Source organism: Acidovorax radicis N35 (assembly GCF_000204195.1).
Lineage (GTDB): Bacteria > Pseudomonadota > Gammaproteobacteria > Burkholderiales > Burkholderiaceae_C > Acidovorax > Acidovorax radicis.
Genome location: NZ_AFBG01000018.1, coordinates 426,502 through 443,833, shown reverse-complemented (window position 1 = coordinate 443,833; position 17,332 = coordinate 426,502). Strand labels below are relative to the sequence as shown.

17 protein-coding genes are annotated in these 17,332 nt (G+C 65.4%); 8 read left to right on the top strand and 9 right to left on the bottom strand.

Annotation, left to right across the window (positions count from 1 at the left end; all coding sequences use genetic code 11):
* The first annotated feature begins 1 nt into the window (after position 1).
* Entirely contained in the window at positions 2-1,264 is a 1,263-nt protein-coding gene (locus ARADN35_RS0107645; RefSeq protein WP_010460760.1) for a sensor domain-containing diguanylate cyclase, read from the top strand.
* Positions 1,265-1,274: 10 nt separating this feature from the next.
* On the opposite strand, the gene ARADN35_RS0107640 is transcribed toward ARADN35_RS0107645, so the two are convergent.
* The gene (locus ARADN35_RS0107640) at positions 1,275-1,478 is read right to left on the bottom strand and encodes a hypothetical protein (RefSeq protein WP_010460759.1); all 204 of its coding nucleotides are present in this window, start codon (positions 1,476-1,478) and stop codon (positions 1,275-1,277) included.
* A gap of 63 nt (positions 1,479-1,541) precedes the next feature.
* Positions 1,542-3,194, bottom strand: coding sequence for a methyl-accepting chemotaxis protein (locus ARADN35_RS0107635; RefSeq protein ID WP_010460757.1), 1,653 nt, complete (start codon positions 3,192-3,194; stop codon positions 1,542-1,544).
* Positions 3,195-3,489: 295 nt separating this feature from the next.
* Between ARADN35_RS0107635 and pstS the strand changes: the two genes are divergently transcribed.
* From pstS to ARADN35_RS0107615, 4 genes are all read left to right on the top strand, one after another.
* Positions 3,490-4,560 carry a phosphate ABC transporter substrate-binding protein PstS gene (pstS, locus tag ARADN35_RS0107630; RefSeq protein ID WP_010460755.1) on the top strand — a complete coding sequence of 357 codons (1,071 nt, stop codon included), beginning with the start codon at positions 3,490-3,492 and terminating at the stop codon, positions 4,558-4,560.
* Between the two features lie 99 nt (positions 4,561-4,659).
* Positions 4,660-6,195 (top strand): CYTH and CHAD domain-containing protein, encoded by a 1,536-nt coding sequence (locus tag ARADN35_RS0107625; protein ID WP_010460753.1) that lies wholly within the window; start codon positions 4,660-4,662, stop codon positions 6,193-6,195.
* An 83-nt stretch (positions 6,196-6,278) separates the two neighbouring features.
* The gene (locus ARADN35_RS0107620; RefSeq protein WP_010460751.1) at positions 6,279-6,926 is read left to right on the top strand and encodes a 3'-5' exonuclease family protein; all 648 of its coding nucleotides are present in this window, start codon (positions 6,279-6,281) and stop codon (positions 6,924-6,926) included.
* Between the two features lie 52 nt (positions 6,927-6,978).
* On the top strand, positions 6,979-8,157 hold the full coding sequence (locus tag ARADN35_RS0107615; protein ID WP_010460749.1) for a DUF7832 domain-containing protein: 1,179 nt from the start codon (positions 6,979-6,981) through the stop codon (positions 8,155-8,157).
* Between the two features lie 9 nt (positions 8,158-8,166).
* Here ARADN35_RS0107615 and ARADN35_RS0107610 read toward each other — a convergent pair whose 3' ends face one another.
* A complete protein-coding gene (locus ARADN35_RS0107610; RefSeq protein ID WP_029413669.1) occupies positions 8,167-10,230 on the bottom strand; it encodes an NADPH-dependent 2,4-dienoyl-CoA reductase in 2,064 nt (687 codons plus the stop codon).
* Positions 10,231-10,328: 98 nt separating this feature from the next.
* On the opposite strand from ARADN35_RS0107610, the gene ARADN35_RS0107605 reads away from it, so the two are divergent.
* Positions 10,329-10,964, top strand: coding sequence for a TetR/AcrR family transcriptional regulator (locus ARADN35_RS0107605; RefSeq protein WP_010460744.1), 636 nt, complete (start codon positions 10,329-10,331; stop codon positions 10,962-10,964).
* Positions 10,965-10,978: 14 nt separating this feature from the next.
* Here ARADN35_RS0107605 and ARADN35_RS0107600 read toward each other — a convergent pair whose 3' ends face one another.
* Both ARADN35_RS0107600 and ARADN35_RS0107595 read right to left on the bottom strand, forming a co-directional pair.
* Positions 10,979-11,206, bottom strand: coding sequence for a SlyX family protein (locus ARADN35_RS0107600; protein ID WP_008906148.1), 228 nt, complete (start codon positions 11,204-11,206; stop codon positions 10,979-10,981).
* A gap of 7 nt (positions 11,207-11,213) precedes the next feature.
* The gene (locus tag ARADN35_RS0107595) at positions 11,214-12,404 is read right to left on the bottom strand and encodes an aminotransferase-like domain-containing protein (RefSeq protein ID WP_010460741.1); all 1,191 of its coding nucleotides are present in this window, start codon (positions 12,402-12,404) and stop codon (positions 11,214-11,216) included.
* A gap of 123 nt (positions 12,405-12,527) precedes the next feature.
* On the opposite strand from ARADN35_RS0107595, the gene ARADN35_RS0107590 reads away from it, so the two are divergent.
* Both ARADN35_RS0107590 and nth read left to right on the top strand, forming a co-directional pair.
* On the top strand, positions 12,528-13,004 hold the full coding sequence (locus ARADN35_RS0107590; protein ID WP_010460740.1) for an AraC family transcriptional regulator: 477 nt from the start codon (positions 12,528-12,530) through the stop codon (positions 13,002-13,004).
* Between the two features lie 116 nt (positions 13,005-13,120).
* Entirely contained in the window at positions 13,121-13,759 is a 639-nt protein-coding gene (gene nth / locus ARADN35_RS0107585) for an endonuclease III (protein ID WP_010460737.1), read from the top strand.
* A gap of 130 nt (positions 13,760-13,889) precedes the next feature.
* Here nth and ARADN35_RS0107580 read toward each other — a convergent pair whose 3' ends face one another.
* Genes ARADN35_RS0107580 through ARADN35_RS0107565 form a run of 4 tightly spaced genes read right to left on the bottom strand, consistent with a single transcriptional unit; the run spans position 13,890 to position 17,235 of the window.
* Complete coding sequence (locus tag ARADN35_RS0107580; protein ID WP_029413667.1) at positions 13,890-14,636, bottom strand: aspartate/glutamate racemase family protein; 747 nt, start codon at positions 14,634-14,636, stop codon at positions 13,890-13,892.
* A gap of 16 nt (positions 14,637-14,652) precedes the next feature.
* Positions 14,653-15,414, bottom strand: coding sequence for a GntR family transcriptional regulator (locus tag ARADN35_RS0107575; protein WP_010460732.1), 762 nt, complete (start codon positions 15,412-15,414; stop codon positions 14,653-14,655).
* Positions 15,415-15,427: 13 nt separating this feature from the next.
* Positions 15,428-16,321: an ABC transporter permease gene (locus ARADN35_RS0107570; protein ID WP_010460730.1), complete on the bottom strand. Its 894-nt coding sequence runs from the start codon at positions 16,319-16,321 to the stop codon at positions 15,428-15,430.
* Positions 16,321-17,235 carry an ABC transporter permease gene (locus ARADN35_RS0107565; RefSeq protein ID WP_029413666.1) on the bottom strand — a complete coding sequence of 305 codons (915 nt, stop codon included), beginning with the start codon at positions 17,233-17,235 and terminating at the stop codon, positions 16,321-16,323. Before ARADN35_RS0107565 ends, ARADN35_RS0107570 begins: the two co-directional genes overlap by 1 nt.
* Positions 17,236-17,332: the final 97 nt, after the last annotated feature.

Sequence of the window (17,332 nt, the reverse complement as noted above, 5' to 3'; positions counted from 1 at the left end):
GATGTTCCACGACCTCCGTCTGCTGCAAATGCTGCCAGCGGCTGTGCTTGTCACGCAGGAGGGCACCATCCGCTTTGCCAATGTGGCCAGTGCGCAGCTGCTGGAGGCCCACAGCACCGACATCCTCATCGGGCGACCGTATGGCGAATTCGTACACCCCGTGGACTTGCAACGCTCCAGCAACCGCGTTCAGCAGGTGGCCGAGCCCCCGCAGGCCGGCCAGCCCAACAAGCCGTCGGAGTTCCGCATTCGCACGGTGCATGGCAATCTGCGCATGGTGCTGATCACCAGCGTGGCCATTGAGTGGGAGGGAGCCCCCGCCGTGCTGATGTGCGGCCTGGACATGACCCACCAGAGCGAGATCGAGGCCCAGCTGCGTGAGAGCGAGCAGAACTTCCGCCGACTGTTCGAGAACCTGCAGGACGTCTACTACCGCACCAATGCCCAAGGCGTGGTGCAGCATGTAGGCCCTGGCGTGCGGCGGGTACTGGGCTACGAGCCCCACGAGATCGAAGGCCGCACGGCCGAGTCCTATTACCCGCAGAGCTCCGACCGCGACGCCTTCAAGGCCGCCATCCTGGAAAACGGCGAGGTATCGGACTTTCCGGGCCAGATGGTGCGGCGTGACGGCACCGTGATCGATATCTCCATCAGCAGCCATGCCCTGTACGACCATACCGGAAATTTTGCGGGGGTCGAGGGCATCTACCGTGACGTGACGCAGCGCAAGAACCTGGAGCGCGAGCTGCACCGCCTGGCCACGACCGACATGCTCACCGGCATGGCCAACCGCCGCGCGTTTCTGGAATGCGCCGAGTCGGTGTATGAACACTCACGCAGCAACGGCGAGCCACTCGCGCTGCTGATGATGGACCTTGACCACTTCAAATCCATCAACGACCGCTTTGGCCATCTGGAAGGCGACCGCGCCCTGGTGGCCTTTTCCCAAGCCGTCAAAAGCCAGCTGCGCGCCAGTGACGCCGTGGGGCGCCTGGGCGGCGAAGAGTTTGGCGTGTTGCTGCCGCTGACCAGCATGGACGAGGGCCTGGAAGTGGCAAGGCGCATCCTGCACGGCGTTCGCGCCCTGCAGCTCGGCGATGACACAGGCCACACCTACGGCATCACGGCCAGCCTGGGCCTGAGCACCTTCCGCCAGGCGGACCGCAGCCTGCGCGACATGCTCGACCGCGCTGACCAGGCGCTGTACCTGGCCAAGCACCAGGGGCGCAACCAGATCGCTTCGCTGGAACCCCTGGGCGAATAGCGGTGGCGTATCACAAGCGCATGCGGTCCTGCTGAAGGTTCCACAGGCAGGCACCAATTCGCAGCAGCATCTCCACCACCTGTTCGGAGCCACGGCTCGACAGCTCCAGGCCATCGATGATCACGGCCAGTTGCGAGATGGCGTCTTCGGGCGCGGAAGCGCCACCCGTCCGCGCTACCTCGGCAATGGCGATCAGTACATCCGTGCGGTTCATGGGATGGTGGCTCCACCACGAAGACGTCTGGTGACCTGCGCCGTGCCAGTGCAGTGTTTCACCCTAACGCGCAGCCATGGAAAGTTGCTTCGGGGATGTCACTCCCGCTTGCAGAGCAGGCAGTTGCCGCCCACTCCGGTGCGGCAACGCTGCGGCCCCCCCAGAGCCGTCGGGCGCCAACCTGAACTGGTGGATCACTTCCAGCAGGCGCCGGACCTGGTTCTTCATGCCAGCGGATGCCGACGAGCTGTCATCCACCAACACGGCATTTTTCTGCGTGGCGGCGTCCAGTTGCCGCACGGCCTCGCCGATCTGCGCGATGCCACGGGCCTGCTCCTGCCCTGCATCCTTGATCTCGCTGATCAGCTCCATCACCTGGTCCACCCGTTGCACGGTGCGGGCTACACGTTCGCCGGCCTGGCCTACCAAGAAGGACCCGCGCTCGACACCGCGCACACTGGCGGCAATCAGGCCCCGGATTTCACGGGCGGCTGTGCTGCTGCGCTGGGACAGCCCACGAACCTCCCCCGCCACCACGGCAAAGCCGCGCCCTTGCTCACCCGCACGGGCAGCCTCCACCGCCGCATTGAGGGCCAGCAGGTTCGTCTGGAACGCGATGTCGTCGATCACCTTGATGATGTCCGTGATCTTCTGCGACTGCATGCTGATCTCCTGCATGGTCGCAATCACGTCGAGCATCACGCTGCCACCCTCATTCGCCACCTTGGCAGCCTCTTGGGCCAGCTCGGTGGCGCGGTGGGCATTGTCGGTGTTGTGCTGCACGGTGATGGTGAGCTGCTCCATCGAAGCCGCCGTCTCCTGCAAGTTGGCCGCCTGCACCTCGGTGCGGCGCGCAAGGTCTTCCGTGCCCCCCGCAATCAGCACGGCATCCTGCGCCACCGTCTCGGTGCTGGCCCGCACCTCGGTGATCACACGCACCAGCTGGTGGTTCATCTCCCGCAGGGCGCCCAACAATTCCGCAGTTTCATCCGTGCCGCGCACATCGATCTGCGCGCTCAGATCTCCGCCCGCCACGGTACGGGCCAGCACCACCGCCTGGCGCAAGGGGCGCGAGATAGAGCGGGTGATGACCCAGGCCATCGCAGCCCCCACCACCAGGGCCAGGCCGGTGGCCGCCAGCATCCACCAGTGAATGGTGTTGCTCATCTCCCGCGCGCCCGCAAACTCCGCCGCCGCCACGTTGATCTGCAGTGCCACCAGTTGCTCGATCGCGTCCTGCACCTTGGCCGCATTGGGCCGAATCTGGTTGATGTAGAGCTCCGAGCCATCGTCGTACTTGCCGGCCAGCAGTGCGGAGGCCGCAGGGATCAACCCCTTGTCCAGGTAGTTGGCATTGGCATCGGCAAAGGCCTGCGCCAGGCCTTGCTCCTCGGTGCCCAGCGCCTTGCCGGAGTAGGCCGTCCACAGCGTGTGGATGCGCTCAACGTTGGCGGTCAACGCGGCGTGGCTGGCCTGCAGGTTGCTGGTGCCCGGGTCCATCAGCATGTCCATCACCAGAACCCGGTTGCGCTGCGTGAGGTGGCTGATCTCCGCCAACACGCCCAAGGGCACCGTCCGGTCGCCATACAGCGCCGCACTGCGCTCCGTGAGGCGCTTGGCGCCGCTGATGCCCCCGGCGGCCAAGGCAGAAATCAGCAGCAAAAGCACTGCAAACGCCAGGAAAAGCCGGGTGCCAATCTTGATTTTTTGAAGCATCTGAATCTCTCGTGAAGGTCCACAGGGTGGGCGACTGGGGCCTACGCCACAACAAGGGTTGGTGGTTGTGCCTTGCCCACAAGGTTCTATCCCCACCACGAAAGATACTAATTGTTTCAAATGACAAAATAATGACGATTGCAGAAACCTTGCCTCCGTATTGCCATAGTTAAAACCACCGCCACTTTGATATGCTTCGCACCGGAAATCGCCCAGATTGGCTCTGACCGGCACCGGTCCGGGATTGAAATTTCCTTGATATATCTTTATTCATAAAAATCAATACACCAAAAACATGAAATATATTTATGCCATATTCACCCTGACTTTTTCGCTTTTGCAACTGGGCCAGGCCAGCGCACAGGCCGTGACAGGCGCTGGCTCATCGGCCGCAGCGCCCATCTACCGCAGCTGGGCCAAGGCCTACGCCAAGGCCACGGGTTCCAGCGTGGACTACGACCCAGTGGGCTCCAGCGCAGGCATGAAAAAAATCCAGCAGCAGGCCGTGGGCTTCGGCGCCACCGATGTCTACCCGCCCGACAAGGACCTCATCGAACATGGTTTGCTCGCCCTGCCCGTGGCCATCACCGGTATCAGCCCCATCGTCAACCTGCCCAAGGTGCACAACACGCAGCTGCGACTGACTGGCGAAGTGCTGAGCCGCATCTTTATGGGCGAGATCAGCCGCTGGAATGCCCTGGAGATCACCGCGCTGAATCCCGAGACGCCACTGCCCGACATGCCCATCAAGGTGGTGGTGCGCGCCGACGGCTCGGGCACCACCTACAACTTCACCGATTACCTGAGCAAGGTCAGCCCGAAATGGAAGGCAGCCCACGGGGCCAAAACCAGCATCAAGTGGCCCGAAGGATTTCTGGCGTTCAAAGGCAGTGATGGTGTGGCCAAGGGCGTGCGCGACACGGTGGGCGCCATTGGCTATGTGGATTTTGGGTATGTGGCCGAATACGGCCTGGCATCGGTGCAGATGAAGAATGCCGAGGGGGTTTTTGTGAAACCCTCCATCGATGCGTTCAAATCCGCGCTGGCCAACAGCGAATGGCCGGCCACTGGCACCTTCAGCAACACCTTGACGCAAAAGCCCGGCAAATCCGTGTGGCCCATCACCATGGGCACGTTTGTGGTGTTCCCCAAGATCACCCAGAACCCGGAGCAAACCACGCAGGCCCTCAAATTCATTATCTGGTCGTTTCTCAACGGCGACACCCTCGTCCATGAAAACAACTTTGTGCGCTTACCAGACCGGGTTCAGGCATCGGCGTTCAAGGCGATTACCTCCGTTCGCGACAAAAATGGCACTCCGCTGGGGATGAGCCTGATTTCATCGTCCGCACCTTCGCAGCAATAATTCAATACCCATGAATATCGCCATTCCGGCCATTCATTTGAAATATTTATAATCCTTCACTGGCCGGTTCTGCCCTCCCCCTCACAGCGCGCATTCTTCATGGAAATCGAGTTCAAGTTCTGCATCCCCCCTGAGCGCCTGGCGGCAGTGCAGGCCGCAGCGCGCCGGGGCACACATGCGCAAATCCGCATGGAGGCCCGCTACTTCGACACGCCCGATGCAGCGCTGTCGTCGCGCGGCATTGCCTTTCGGCTGCGCCGCGAAGGCAACCAGTGGGTGCAGACCGTCAAGGCCCTGGGCGACGGCCCGCTGGACCGCGAGGAGCACAACGTGGACCGGGGCCAAGCCCACGCCACCGGCCCTGCCCCGGAGCCGCAGCCTGAACTCCACGCCGGCACCGTGGCAGGCACTCGGCTGCTTCACGCGCTGCAGGCAGCCGCCGGCCCGCTGACCGAAACCTATGGCACCGAGATGGACCGCGTGACGCGGGACATCGCCTTCAAGGGCGGGGTGGTGGAGCTGGCCCTGGACACCGGACGGGTTATTGCCCATCGCGGCAAACCGCAGCAGAAGGAGGCGCGCATTTGCGAGCTGGAGCTGGAGCTCAAAGCCGGGCCGCTGGCAGGCCTGGCGGCCCTCGCCACCCGGTGGGCCACACGGCATGGGCTGTCTCTGAGCACGGTGTCCAAGGCAGAGCGTGGCGAACGCTTGCTGGCCCCGCAATGGGCCCGGCCCGCCACCAAGGCCGCTCCGATGAAGGCCAGTGCCCCCCAAAAGCACTTTCTGCAGGGGCGCGAACTGCAGCGCACTGTGGTGGCGCACTGCCTCCAGCAAATATTGGGCAATGCCAGCGAGATCGTGGAAGGCGGGGGCGATGAAGAGCACGTGCACCAGTTGCGCATCGGCATCCGCCGGCTGCGCACGGCCTTGCGCGAGTTGGCGCCTTTGGCCCCCGGCGCGCTCGACCCCGCCTGGGAGCCGACGCTGGTGGAGGTGTTCCAGCGCCTGGGCCAGCTGCGCGATCGGGGCCAGGCCCTGCAGCCCATCGTTGCCGAGATGCGCGATGCAGGCGCGCCCGCGCTGGAGGTGCGTGCGGCGATGAAAGAAGCCCCCGGCCCCTGCGCCGCTGCCATCGTGCGCACGCCAGCGTTCCAAGCGGCGTTGATCGCCCTCATGGCGTTCACAGCCCGGGGCCTCGATGCCCCGTGCGCGACCGGGGGAGAGGCCCTGGATGCCAAGGACGCCCGCCGCCTGCTGCAAAAAAGAATGCGCAGCCTGCATGCCAAGGTGCGCGAAGGCGCCCAGGGCTTTGCAGCGCTGCCGGCGGAGGAACAACACCGCCTGCGCAAACGACTCAAGCGTTTGCGCTACCTCACGGAATTTGTGGAGCCTGCGCTGGACGCAGAGGGGCACGCTTTCCTCGCCAGCCTGCAGCCCGCATTGGCGGCCATGGGCCGGCTGGGCGACGAACGTGTGGCCTGTACGCTGTATGGCCAGGTTGCCACCGCCGACCCAAGGGCCTGGTTTGGCGTAGGCTGGCTGGCTGCGCGGCAGGCATTGACCATAGCAGCCTGCCAAGAGGCCCTGGGTCACATTGCCGACATGCCCCACCTGCACAAGACGGCCCAGCGCTGAGAGCGCTGCCACAGAGGCGGATGCGCCCCTGCCCCGGCGTGGGGCACGGCAGGGCTCCCAAGCGGGCACGGCACAATGGGCCCATGACGGCATCCCCCCCTCCCCGGCGCCCCCACCCGCCTTCGCGCACCGCCCACCACGCCACCCCCGACAAAGACCAGATCGCCCTGCTGGACCCTTTCGAGCGGCTGGGCACGGACCGCATCACCCTCGTCTCGACCCCGGAGCAGGCCGACAAGGCCTGCAACGCCCTGGCGGCGGCCAGCGCCTGGGGATTTGATACCGAATCCAAACCCACCTTCGTGCAGGGCGAGGAATCCGATGGACCCCACATCGTGCAGTTGGCCACGCTCGACACGGCCTGGGTGTTCCAGCTGCACGACCCCGGCTGCCGCGCCCGCGTGGCCGAGTTGCTGGCTTTGCACGGCGTGACCAAGGCGGGCTTTGGCCTGGGGGATGACACCAAGCGCATCCAACACAAACTGGGCGTGCAACCGGCCGACGTGCTGGAGCTCAACACCGTGTTCCGCCAACGCGGCTACCGCAAGGACATGGGCGTGAAGGGCGCGGTGGCCGTGCTGTTCAACAAGCGCTTCATCAAATCCAAAAAGGCCGCCACCTCCAACTGGGCCAACCCCCTGCTGACCGAATCGCAGCTGGTGTACGCTGCCAACGATGCCTATGCGGCAGCACGCGTGTACCACGCGCTAGGGCTGTCGGCCAGCGCCTGAGCATCTTCGGCATCGCTACACTGCGGCAGGAAAATTCCTGTAGCGGCCCTCCATGATCTTCGACTCCGCGGATTACTACTTCATCGATTTCCAGACTGATCTGCCCAAGGAGGCCGCAGGCACGCGCATCGGGATGTATGTCGCCTGGCTCACCTTGCGCAGATTAGTTGGCGAAGGGCTCAATGACTATCTGGATGACCTGCGCGCGAGGCGCATCTCCTGTGCAGACTTTCTGTTCGATGCGTGCGATGGCAAGTTCAGCACAGATGATGTGAACGAGGAAGGCATGGCCTTCACCGAACACTACTACCGGGAGCAGTTCGACAACGACTACGACGCCGTCTTTGCCGGTGAATTCAGCCGTACCGGCCACGAGCTGGACGACTCCTGCAGCATTGCCTGCAGCTGGCACAACTTCGACCGCCTCACCCTGACGTTGAACCGCCGCTTGCTGGACTGGCGGGCCCGGCGCGACCATGTGGAATGGCCCGTACTGCCCACTCTGGACAGTGTGTATGCGGCAGTGCTGCGCGCGCTGCGGCCCTTCATGCAATCCAAGGGCTTCGTGCACGACCCCGTCAACGAGCCGACCATGACCGACGCGCCGTCGCCCAGCCGGGTCGGGCACCTGTATTGCAGCGATTTCTCCGGCGGCAAGCACTGGCTGCTAGTGGTCGTCAGGTCCACGCCGCAAAACACCGTCACGCTGTCGCTGACGGTCGCATCGCGCCTCGATGCGGTGGCCGAGCGCATACGCGACCATGGCCTGCCCGAGTATTTCAACGACACGGCCGACAGCCCCTTGCCCTACACCGCCCTGCTGCGGATGGCGCACTGGCTGCGCGCCGACCCGGATCTCATCATAGAAGCGGATGACGATGGCGCCAGCTTGCTAGCGATGCGGGGACCCCAGGGCCTTGCAAGGACAGTGCTCTTGCTCGCCCAGCGCTGCGAAACCGTGCTCGGCCCCCTGCTGGACCAGCTGGCCACAGCGCAGGGCCTCGATGCCGTGCGCTGCACGCGCCCGCTGTCGGAATCGATCCTGTACACCGAGCCGTTCAACCGGTTCGTTCTGTCCACCGCCGAGGCGGCGGGCAACCCGCGCATCCTGGAGCTATGCGACGAATTGGAAGCCCTAGGCAGCGACCTACAGGCGCCCGGCTCGCGCATGTTCTACCCAAACCTGATGGCGCACATCCGCTTGGTGCGGGAGCGCAACACGCCCAGGTAGCCCTACCTGTCAGAGCCGGGCCGCCAACCGCGCCGCCTGGTCGATGGCGCGCTTGGCATCCAGCTCCCCGGCCTCCAGCGCGCCGCCAATCCGATGGGGCTTATGGCCCGCAGCCTCCAGATCCTGCGCCAGGCTGAAGAGGGGCACCTGCCCAGCGCACAACACCACGGTGTCGCAAGCGATCCAGGTGGGGTCCTCGCGCTTGTCGCCGTATGACACCAGCAGCCCCTCGTCGGCGATGCGCTCGTAGTTCACGCCACTCACCATCTGCACTTCTTTCATCTTCAGCGTGGTCCGGTGGATCCAGCCCGTGGTCTTGCCCAGGCCCGCGCCAAGCTTGCCCTTCTTGCGCTGCAGCAGCGTCACCTGCCGTGCGGGTGGCGTAGCGCGTGGCCCCGTGGGTACCAGGCCGCCGCGCGCCGCAGCCGGATCAGTGATGCCCCATTCGGCCTTCCAGGCCGGGAGGTCCAGCGTGGTGGAAGGATGGTCACCATGCGTCAAGAATTCGGCCACGTCAAAGCCAATGCCACCTGCGCCGATGATGGCCACGCGCTCGCCCACCGGCCTGCCGTGGCGCAGCACGTCGATGTAGCTCAGCACCTTGGGGTGGTCCTGGCCAGGGATCTTCGGGTCACGTGGCTCCACGCCGGTAGCGACGATGACCTCGTCAAAGCCCGCCAGGTCGGCGGCTTGCACGCGCTGGTTCAGGTGCAGCTGCACGCCCGTGTCCTCCACCCGCGTGGCCAGGTAGCGCAGCATTTCGTGGAACTCTTCCTTGCCCGGCACCACCTTGGCCATGTTGAGCTGGCCGCCGATGGCCGGGGCCGCGTCGAACAGATGCACCTCGTGCCCGCGCTCGGCGGCGACCGTGGCAGCGGTCAATCCCGCAGGCCCCGCGCCCACCACCGCCACACGTTTGCGCGACGACACCGGGCGGTAGACCAGCTCCGTCTCATGGCAGGCACGCGGGTTCACCAGGCAACTGCTGGTCTTGTTCTGGAACACATGGTCCAGGCAGGCCTGGTTGCAAGCAATGCAGGTATTGATGCGGTCGGCCCGGCCCTCTACAGCCTTCTTCACAAACGCAGCATCGGCCAGCAGCGGCCGCGCCATCGATACCATGTCGGCGCAGCCATCCGCCAGCACCTGCTCGGCCACCTCAGGCGTGTTGATGCGGTTGGACGTGACCAGCGGCGTGGCAATGCCTGCGGCCGCGAACTCGGCCTTCATCTTCTGTGTGACCCAGGCAAACGCTGCGCGCGGCACGCTGGTGGCAATGGTGGGCACCCGCGCCTCATGCCAGCCGATGCCGGTGTTGACGATGTTGGCCCCACCGGTGGCCACGGCCTTGCCCAGGGTGACGATCTCGTCCCAGGCGCTGCCGCCAGGGACCAGGTCGATCATCGACAGGCGGTAGATGATGATGAAGTCAGGCCCCACGGCCTCGCGCATGCGGGCCAGGATCTCCACCGGCAGGCGCATGCGGTGGCTGTAGTCGCCGCCCCAGGCGTCGGTGCGCAGGTTGGTGGTTTGCGAAAGGAACTGGTTGATGAAGTAGCCCTCCGAGCCCATCACCTCCACGCCGTCGTAGCCGGCCTCGCGCGCTTTCACGGCGCAGTTCACAAAGGCACGGATCTGGCGCTCCACACCCCGCGCCGACAGCGCAAACGGCGTGAACGGCGAAATCGGTGACTGCAGGCGCGAAGGCGCCACGGCCAGCGGGTGGTAGGCGTAGCGGCCGGTGTGCAGGATCTGCAGTGCAATCTTGCCGCCCGCGCCGTGCACCGCGTCGGTCACCACGCGGTGGCGCTTGGCCGCACCCGAGGTCGCCAGCGTGCCCGCAAACGGCTTTGCCCAGCCCGCGATGTTGGGCGCAAAACCACCGGTCACGATCAGCCCCACGTCCCCCTCGGCCCGCTCGCGGAAGTACGCCGCCATGCGCGAAAGGTCGCGCCCGTCCTCCAGCCCCGTGTGCATCGAGCCCATGAGCACGCGGTTCTTGATCGTGGTGAAGCCCAGGTCCAAAGGGGCAAGCAGGTGCGAATACAGGGCGGCGCCGGGGGCGGGCGGCATGGGTGCAAAAGGCACGGGCGCGGTGGTGGCGGAGGAATACATGGTGTTGCGTAGGGAGTAGAAGGTTTTTCTAGAACTTTATTCTAGAATCCCGTTCCATGGCAAGCCGAATCACCCCCAGCCCCTCCGCCGTTCCCGCCGAAGCCAGCACCGACCGCCGTCAGGACATCCTGAACGCCGCCCTCGCCTGCGCGGCCGAAGGTGGTGTGGATGCCGTTTCCATCGACGGTGTGCGCGCCCGCTGTGGGGCCAGCGTTGGCAGCATTTATCACCACTTTGGCAACCGCGACGGCATCGTGGCCGCGCTGTTCTTCGACATCTTTCACGACCAGTCACGCAGCGTGCAGGCACAGCTGGACGCCGCCCAGGGCGTCGAAGCGGGCGTACAGGCCCTGGTTACGGGCTATCTGGACTGGGTGGTGGCGCAGCCTGAGCGGGCGCGTTTTCTGTTCCAGGCGCGCGGCGCCGTGGCGGCCGGCCAACGCACGCCCGACCTGGCCGAGGCGGCACGGCGCCGCAACCAGGCACTGGTGGCCTGGTTCGAGCCCCACCGCCAGTCGGGCGCGCTGCGCGACCTGCCTTGCGAGCTGATGCCATCGCTGGTGATGGGGCCGGTGCAGAGTTATTGCAGGGCGTGGCTGTCCGAACGTTCAGGTCTGGGTGGTGGCCTACCCTCGCCCACCACGTATCGCGCAGAGCTGGCGGACGCGGCGTGGCGGGCCGTGACGGCCTAGATCGAAAAATCAGATCAGTAATGCGGCGGTAGCTCGTCGCGCAGATTGCGCGGGCCGTTCGAGCCGCCTTCGGGCGCCTGCTGGCGCAGCTGGATGACCTCGTGCGTCAACCGGTCGATCAGTTGCTGCTGCTGGTAGATCGTCATGTTGAGCTGGTCCAGCAGGTCTTCGGTAAAGCTGGCCTTGATCTCCAGGCTTTCGAGGCGCTGGAGAACGTTGGCAAGATCGTTTGTATCAGACATTGATGCGTCAGATCGCCTGGCCCAGCCGCGCCACGCCTTCGCGGATCTTGTCCACATCGGCCGTGGCAAACGACAGGCGGAAGGTGGCGTGGTCGGGGTTGGCGCAGAAGAACGGCGTGCCGGGCACGAAGGCCACGCCCTTTTCAATCGCGCGCTTGGCCAGCACGTTGCCGTCGGCCACCTTGCCGCTTGCGCCGGTCAGGCGCGCCCACACAAAGAGGCCGCCCTGGGGCTGCACAAAGTCGACGGCATCGCCCAGCTCCTTGCGCAGCGCGTCGCCCATGGTCTGGGCGCGTTCCCCGTACACCTTGCGCACATGGGCCAGCGTGGCCGGCATGCGGCCGGCCTTGAGGTACTGGGCGGCGGTGGCCTGCGCAAAGGTGCTGGTGTGCGCGTCGCTGAACTGCTTGCACATGGTGGCTTTGGCCAGCAGCTCGGCCGGGGCGATCATCCAGCCCACGCGCAGGCCAGGCGAGAGCACCTTGCTCAAGGACCCGCAGTGAACCAGCAGCTCGCGGCTGCCGGGCACGCTGGCCGACAGGTTGAGCAGGCTCGGGGGTGGCGCGTCACCGAAGTACAGGTCGCCGTAGGGGTCGTCCTCGACGATCAGGGTGTTGTGCTTGACGGCCATCTCCAGCACGGCCTTGCGGCGCTGGGCGCTCAACATGGCGCCACTGGGGTTGCCGAAGGTGGGGATCAGGTAGACGAATTTGGGCTTGTGCTCGACGATGAGCTTTTCCAGCTCGTCGGTCTTCACGCCGTTGCCGTCGATGGGGGCGCTGATCAGTTCTGCGCCATACAGGCGGAAACACTGGATGGTGGCCAGGAAGGTCGGGCCTTCCACGATGACCTTGTCGCCGGGACTGATGAGCGTCTTGCCCAAAAGATCCAGCGCCTGCTGGCTGCCGGTGGTGACGATCAGGTTGTCGGCCGCCACATCTTGCGCACCCTTGCTGGCCATGAAGGCGGCAAGTTGCTCGCGCAACGGGTTGTAGCCCTCGGTCGCTCCGTATTGCAGCGCGCCGCCAGGTTCCTCATCCAGCGCTGCGTTGCTGGCGGCACGGATGCCTTCCACATCGAACATGGCGCTGTCCGGAAAGCCGCCCGCAAAGCTGATGATGCCGGGCTTGCCCAGCAGTTTGAAGAGCTCACGGATGGCGGAGGTTTCTACGTTGTTCAGGCGGTCGGCAAATTGCATGGCGGCGGTGTGGTTGGCAGACTAGGAATTTCGCATTGTCGCTAATTGGCGTGCAGGTTTCCTGCGGCTTAGACTTGTAGCCCTGTCCCCCACCGTCCCTCAATCCTTCTCAGGCAAACCACCATGCCCCTAGAAATCCGCCAGTTGCCCGCCATGCGCCTCGCCTACATGCGCCAGACCGGCCCTTACGGCCCGGCCCTCACGCAGCTTTGGGAGCGCTTTGGCCAGTGGTGCAGTGATCGCGGCCTGAGCGAGCCACGCCCCAAGTACTACGGCATCAGCCACGACAACCCCGCGTGCACGCCGCCCGAGCAATGCCGCTATGACGCCTGCGTGCAGGTGGGCGTCGGGCTGCGCACGGGCACCGAGGCCCTGGTGCAGGACTTTCCGGGTGGCGACTACGCCTGTTTGCAGTTCGTCGGCACCGGGCCCGAGATCGGTGCGGCCTGGGCGGGCATGGTAGCCCCGGGGCAGATCCCCGCAGGCTGGGAGGTTGCCCCACGGCCCGCCATCGAGGTCTATGACGAGCACTTCGCCGTCAACCCTGCCACGGGCGCGTTTCCCTGCTGGCTGTGCCTGGCGGTGCAGCGCACGGCGTGACCGCAGACGCTGAGCTGGCGCGCCGCCGCTAGCCGCCGCGCGCAAGTTCCTGGGAATTCTGCAGGGCAGCACGGGACAATGCCGCACCTACCACTCGCACCCAACCCACGTTTCCCATGAAGACCGCGCAGATCGAACCCTTCTTCGCCACCCTGAAGGCGGCCAACCCGATGCCCAACACGGAGCTGGAATACACCACCGCGTTCGAGCTGCTGGCCGCGGTGCTGCTGTCGGCCCAAGCCACCGACGTGGGCGTGAACAAGGCCACACGCAAACTCTTCCCCGTAGCGGGCACGCCGCAGGCCATCCTGGACCTGGGGATTGACGGGCTGGAGGGCTACATCAAAACCATCGGCCTGTACAAAAGCAAGGCCAAGCATCTGATGGAAACCTGCCGCATCCTGGTGCAGCAGCACGGTGGCGTAGTTCCGCGCACCCGGGAGGAACTTGAAGCCCTGCCCGGCGTGGGCCGTAAGACGGCCAATGTGGTGCTGAATGTGGCCTTCGGCGAACCTACCATGGCGGTGGACACACACATCTTTCGCGTGAGCAACCGCACGGGCCTGGCGCCCGGCAAGAACCCGCTGGCGGTGGAGATGCAGCTGATGAAGCGCGTGCCTGCAGCCTACGCAGTGGATTCGCACCACTGGCTCATCCTGCTGGGCCGCTATGTGTGCCAGGCACGCAAGCCGCGCTGCTGGGAGTGTGTGGTGAGTGAGTATTGCGACTACCAGCCGAAGACACTGGCGCCTTGAACGCAGGCTGCTTCTATTTTTATAGCTACTCACGCTTACTGGATAAGCGCCAGATGCCAAAAATACGTATAACTTGAGAGCCAACGGCCCTCCCAGTGCCGTCGTAGACCAGGTGGTCTGCCCAGCAGTGTCAAACAACCCCGGCTGTGCCCAAGGCCGCCATCTCCCCCGACACCCCCGCCCATGCCACATCGAAGCCGGGCACTTTGCGCTCTGGCGGCACGGGGTGGGCCCGCAGGGCCCAGGTGGCACCGGCCACCACACTATCGATCACCGGCACGGCCACCTGGGGCTGCACCGCAGCGGCCATGCCGGCCAGCCCCGCTCCGCCCAGAATCACCGCCTGCACGCCCATCTGCCGCACCACGTCGCGGCAGGCCTGGGTCAGCAACGCGCGCGCGGCCTCTGGGTCTGCCGCCAGCTGGGCGCCTGTCGGGGCCACCGTGTGGATGCCCGCGAGCCCATGCGCGTGGCCCAGCGCCTGCGCGAGGCGCTGCAGCATGGGGCCCCAGCGCTCGCCTCCCGTGACGATGGCATACCGCCCATGGCGCGCGGCTTCGATGAAGGAGGCCTCGGCCAGGCCGGTCACTGGTACAGGGCAACTTTCACGCAAGGCCATCAGGCCCGGGTCGCCAAAGCAGCCGATCAGCACGGCATCGGGTCGGGGCTGGGGTTGCACCAGGTCATGCGCCCAGGCATCCAGCGCCGCATGCGCCGCCACCGCGTAGCTGGCCTCGCAGGCGATGTAGGGGGCGCCAAAACGCGCCGTGGCCGTGCGCACCGCCACATGCGAGCCTGCGGCTGCCTGCACATGCCGCTGGAGCAAGGCGCTGACGCTGGCCGAGGTGTTGGGGTTGATGACGAGCAGCTGGCGCATGGCGAGGTGTCGGGATTCACGCGCCCAGGAGTTGCGCGAGATCGGGCACATCGCTGGCCGGCGGGGTGAACTCCAGCTGCGTTTCGATGCGCGCCAGATGCGCCAGCATGAGGCGGGGCGCCTCGCGCGCGTCGCGCAGGCGGATGGCGTCGATCAGCGCGCGGTGCTCGCGGCAGCCGCAGGCCGTGGCCTCTTCGCGGGTCTGCGCGTGGCTCGGGCTGTAGGTCATGAGGATGAGCGAGGTGCGCGACACCAGCTCGCGCAGGATGCGCCCGAGCGTCTGGTGCCCGGCGGCCTGCGCGATGTGCAGGTGAAAGTCGCCCGACAGGCGGATGGCACGCCGCATGTCGCCACTGGCGCGGGCGGCCTCTTCGTCGTCGATGCAGGTGCGCAGCGCGGCGATGTCGGCATCGGTGGCGTTGGCGATGAACAGCTCCACCAAACGTGGCTCCAGCAGGCGGCGGGCCTCGAACACTTCCAGCGCCTCCTGCGGCGTGGGCTGGGCAATGGATGCGCCACGGTTGGGCGTGAGCGTGACCACTTGCTCATTGGCCAGCCGCACCAGCACGGGCCGTACGCGCGTGCGCGACACGCCAAAGGCCGCCGCCAGCTTGTCCTCCACCAGCTTGGTGCCGGGTGGTAGCCGGTGGTCGAGGATGGCCGACACCATGCGGTCGTACATATCGTTGTCGCTGAGCTGGCCTGGGGCCTCGGGCTGAGCGGTCGGTTCGGCGGCCGCAGCGCGTGCGCGCCGGGGCTTGGGAATGGTGGTCGTCATAAGGGTGCCGTTTTTACCCCGAACGACCTTTGCGCCTGCGGCCCAAAGCCCACACCAGCGCCAGCGTGATGCCCATGACGATGAACGACACCACCGTGGTCAGCGTGCCCAACGCGTAGATCGACGGCGTGGTCACCGTGCTGGTCAGGCCCTGCAGCTCCAGCGGCAGCGTGTTCACATCGCCGATGGCCTGTGAGGTGCGGGCGATCTCATCCCAACTGAGCGTGAAGCCGAACATGCCGATGCCCACGACCGAGGGCGCGATCAGCGGCAGCACCACATGGGAAAAACCCTGCCAGGGTGTGGCGCCCAGGTCCCGCGCAGCCTCTTCGTACGCCGGGTTGAAGCGGTTGAACACCGCGAACATGATGAGCAGGCCAAACGGCAGCGTCCAGGTCAGGTGCGCGCCCAGGGCCGAGGTGAACAGGCCCAGCGAGGTGCCGTAGCCTTCGAGCGTGCTTTCCATGCCCAGCCATTCGAGGGCCGCCTTGATGCCGTTGTCGATGAGCCGGAACTCCAGCCCGATGCCCAACGAGACGATGATGGACGGCATGATGAGGCTGGCCACGACGATGAAGAACAGCGTGTTGCCGCCCGCCAGCCGCTTGCGAAAGGCCAGGCCCGCCAGCACCGACAGCACCACCGTGCACAGCATCACCGCCACGCCCAGGCCCAGCGAGCGCCACAGCGCCGCGCCGATGTCCACCACGCCCAGGCCCTCGGCCAGCTTGTAGAACCAGTGCAGCGACACGCCGCGCATGGGGAAGGTCAATCCGCCCTCGGGGCCCTGGAAGCTCAGGATGAAGATGACGAACATAGGCCCGTACATGAACAGCACGAACAGGCTGAACACGATGGCCAGCAGCCAGAAGCTGGCGGGGCGGGATTCGCGGATGCGGTTTGCCATCACAGCTCCTTTCGGATATCGACCAGACGAGTGAGGCCCCAGATGATCATCAGCACCACCGCCAGCAGGATCACCGCGTTGGCCGCCGCCAGTGGGAACTGCAGGTACGACGTCTGCACCTGGATGATCTTGCCGATGGAGGCGATCTGCTGCCCGCCCATCACGCCGATGGTGACGAAGTCGCCCATGACGATGGTGATCACGAAGATGGACCCGATGATGATGCCGGTGCGCGACAGCGGCACGATCACGTTCCACAGCGTCTGCCAGCCGCTGGCGCCGCTGTCGCTGGCGGCCTCGATGAGGCTGCGGTCGATGCGCATCATGCTGTTGAAGATGGGCACGATCATGAACATGGTGTACAGGTGCACGAAGGCCAGCACCACCGAGAAGTCCGAGAACAGCAGCCATTCGATGGGCTGATCGACCAGCCCGGCCCCCACCAGGGTCTGGTTCACCAACCCGTTGCGCCCCAGCAGCGGCACCCACGAGATCATGCGGATCACGTTGGAGGTCCAGAACGGGATGGTGCACAGCACGAACAGCAGCGTCTGCATGCCCGACGAGCGCACATGAAAGGCCAGGAAATAGGCCACGGTGAAGCCGATCACCAGCGTGATCAGCCACACGAGAAAACTGAACTTGAGCGTGGAGTAGTAGGTCTTGAGCGTGACGCACAGGCCGTCTGACGCATCACCACAGCCCGCGAAGATCGACACGTAGTTCTTGAACGTGAAGCCGGGCAACAGCTCGTACTCATTGAAGTCCCAGAAGCTGACCATCACGATCAGCGCCAGTGGAACCAGGAAGAACAGCGCGAACACCAGCGTGAACGGCGCGGCCTGCCACCAGGCGGCAATGCCGCGCCCGGGGGCGGCGCTCGATGGCAGAGACGGTGTTGTGGTGGTGCTCATGGTGTTTGCAAACAATCGGTATCAGGTATCCACTGCTCGGCGTTTCGTCTCAATCCTTGAAACTGGCGCTGCCAGAGGCCAGTGCCCCCGTGCAAGG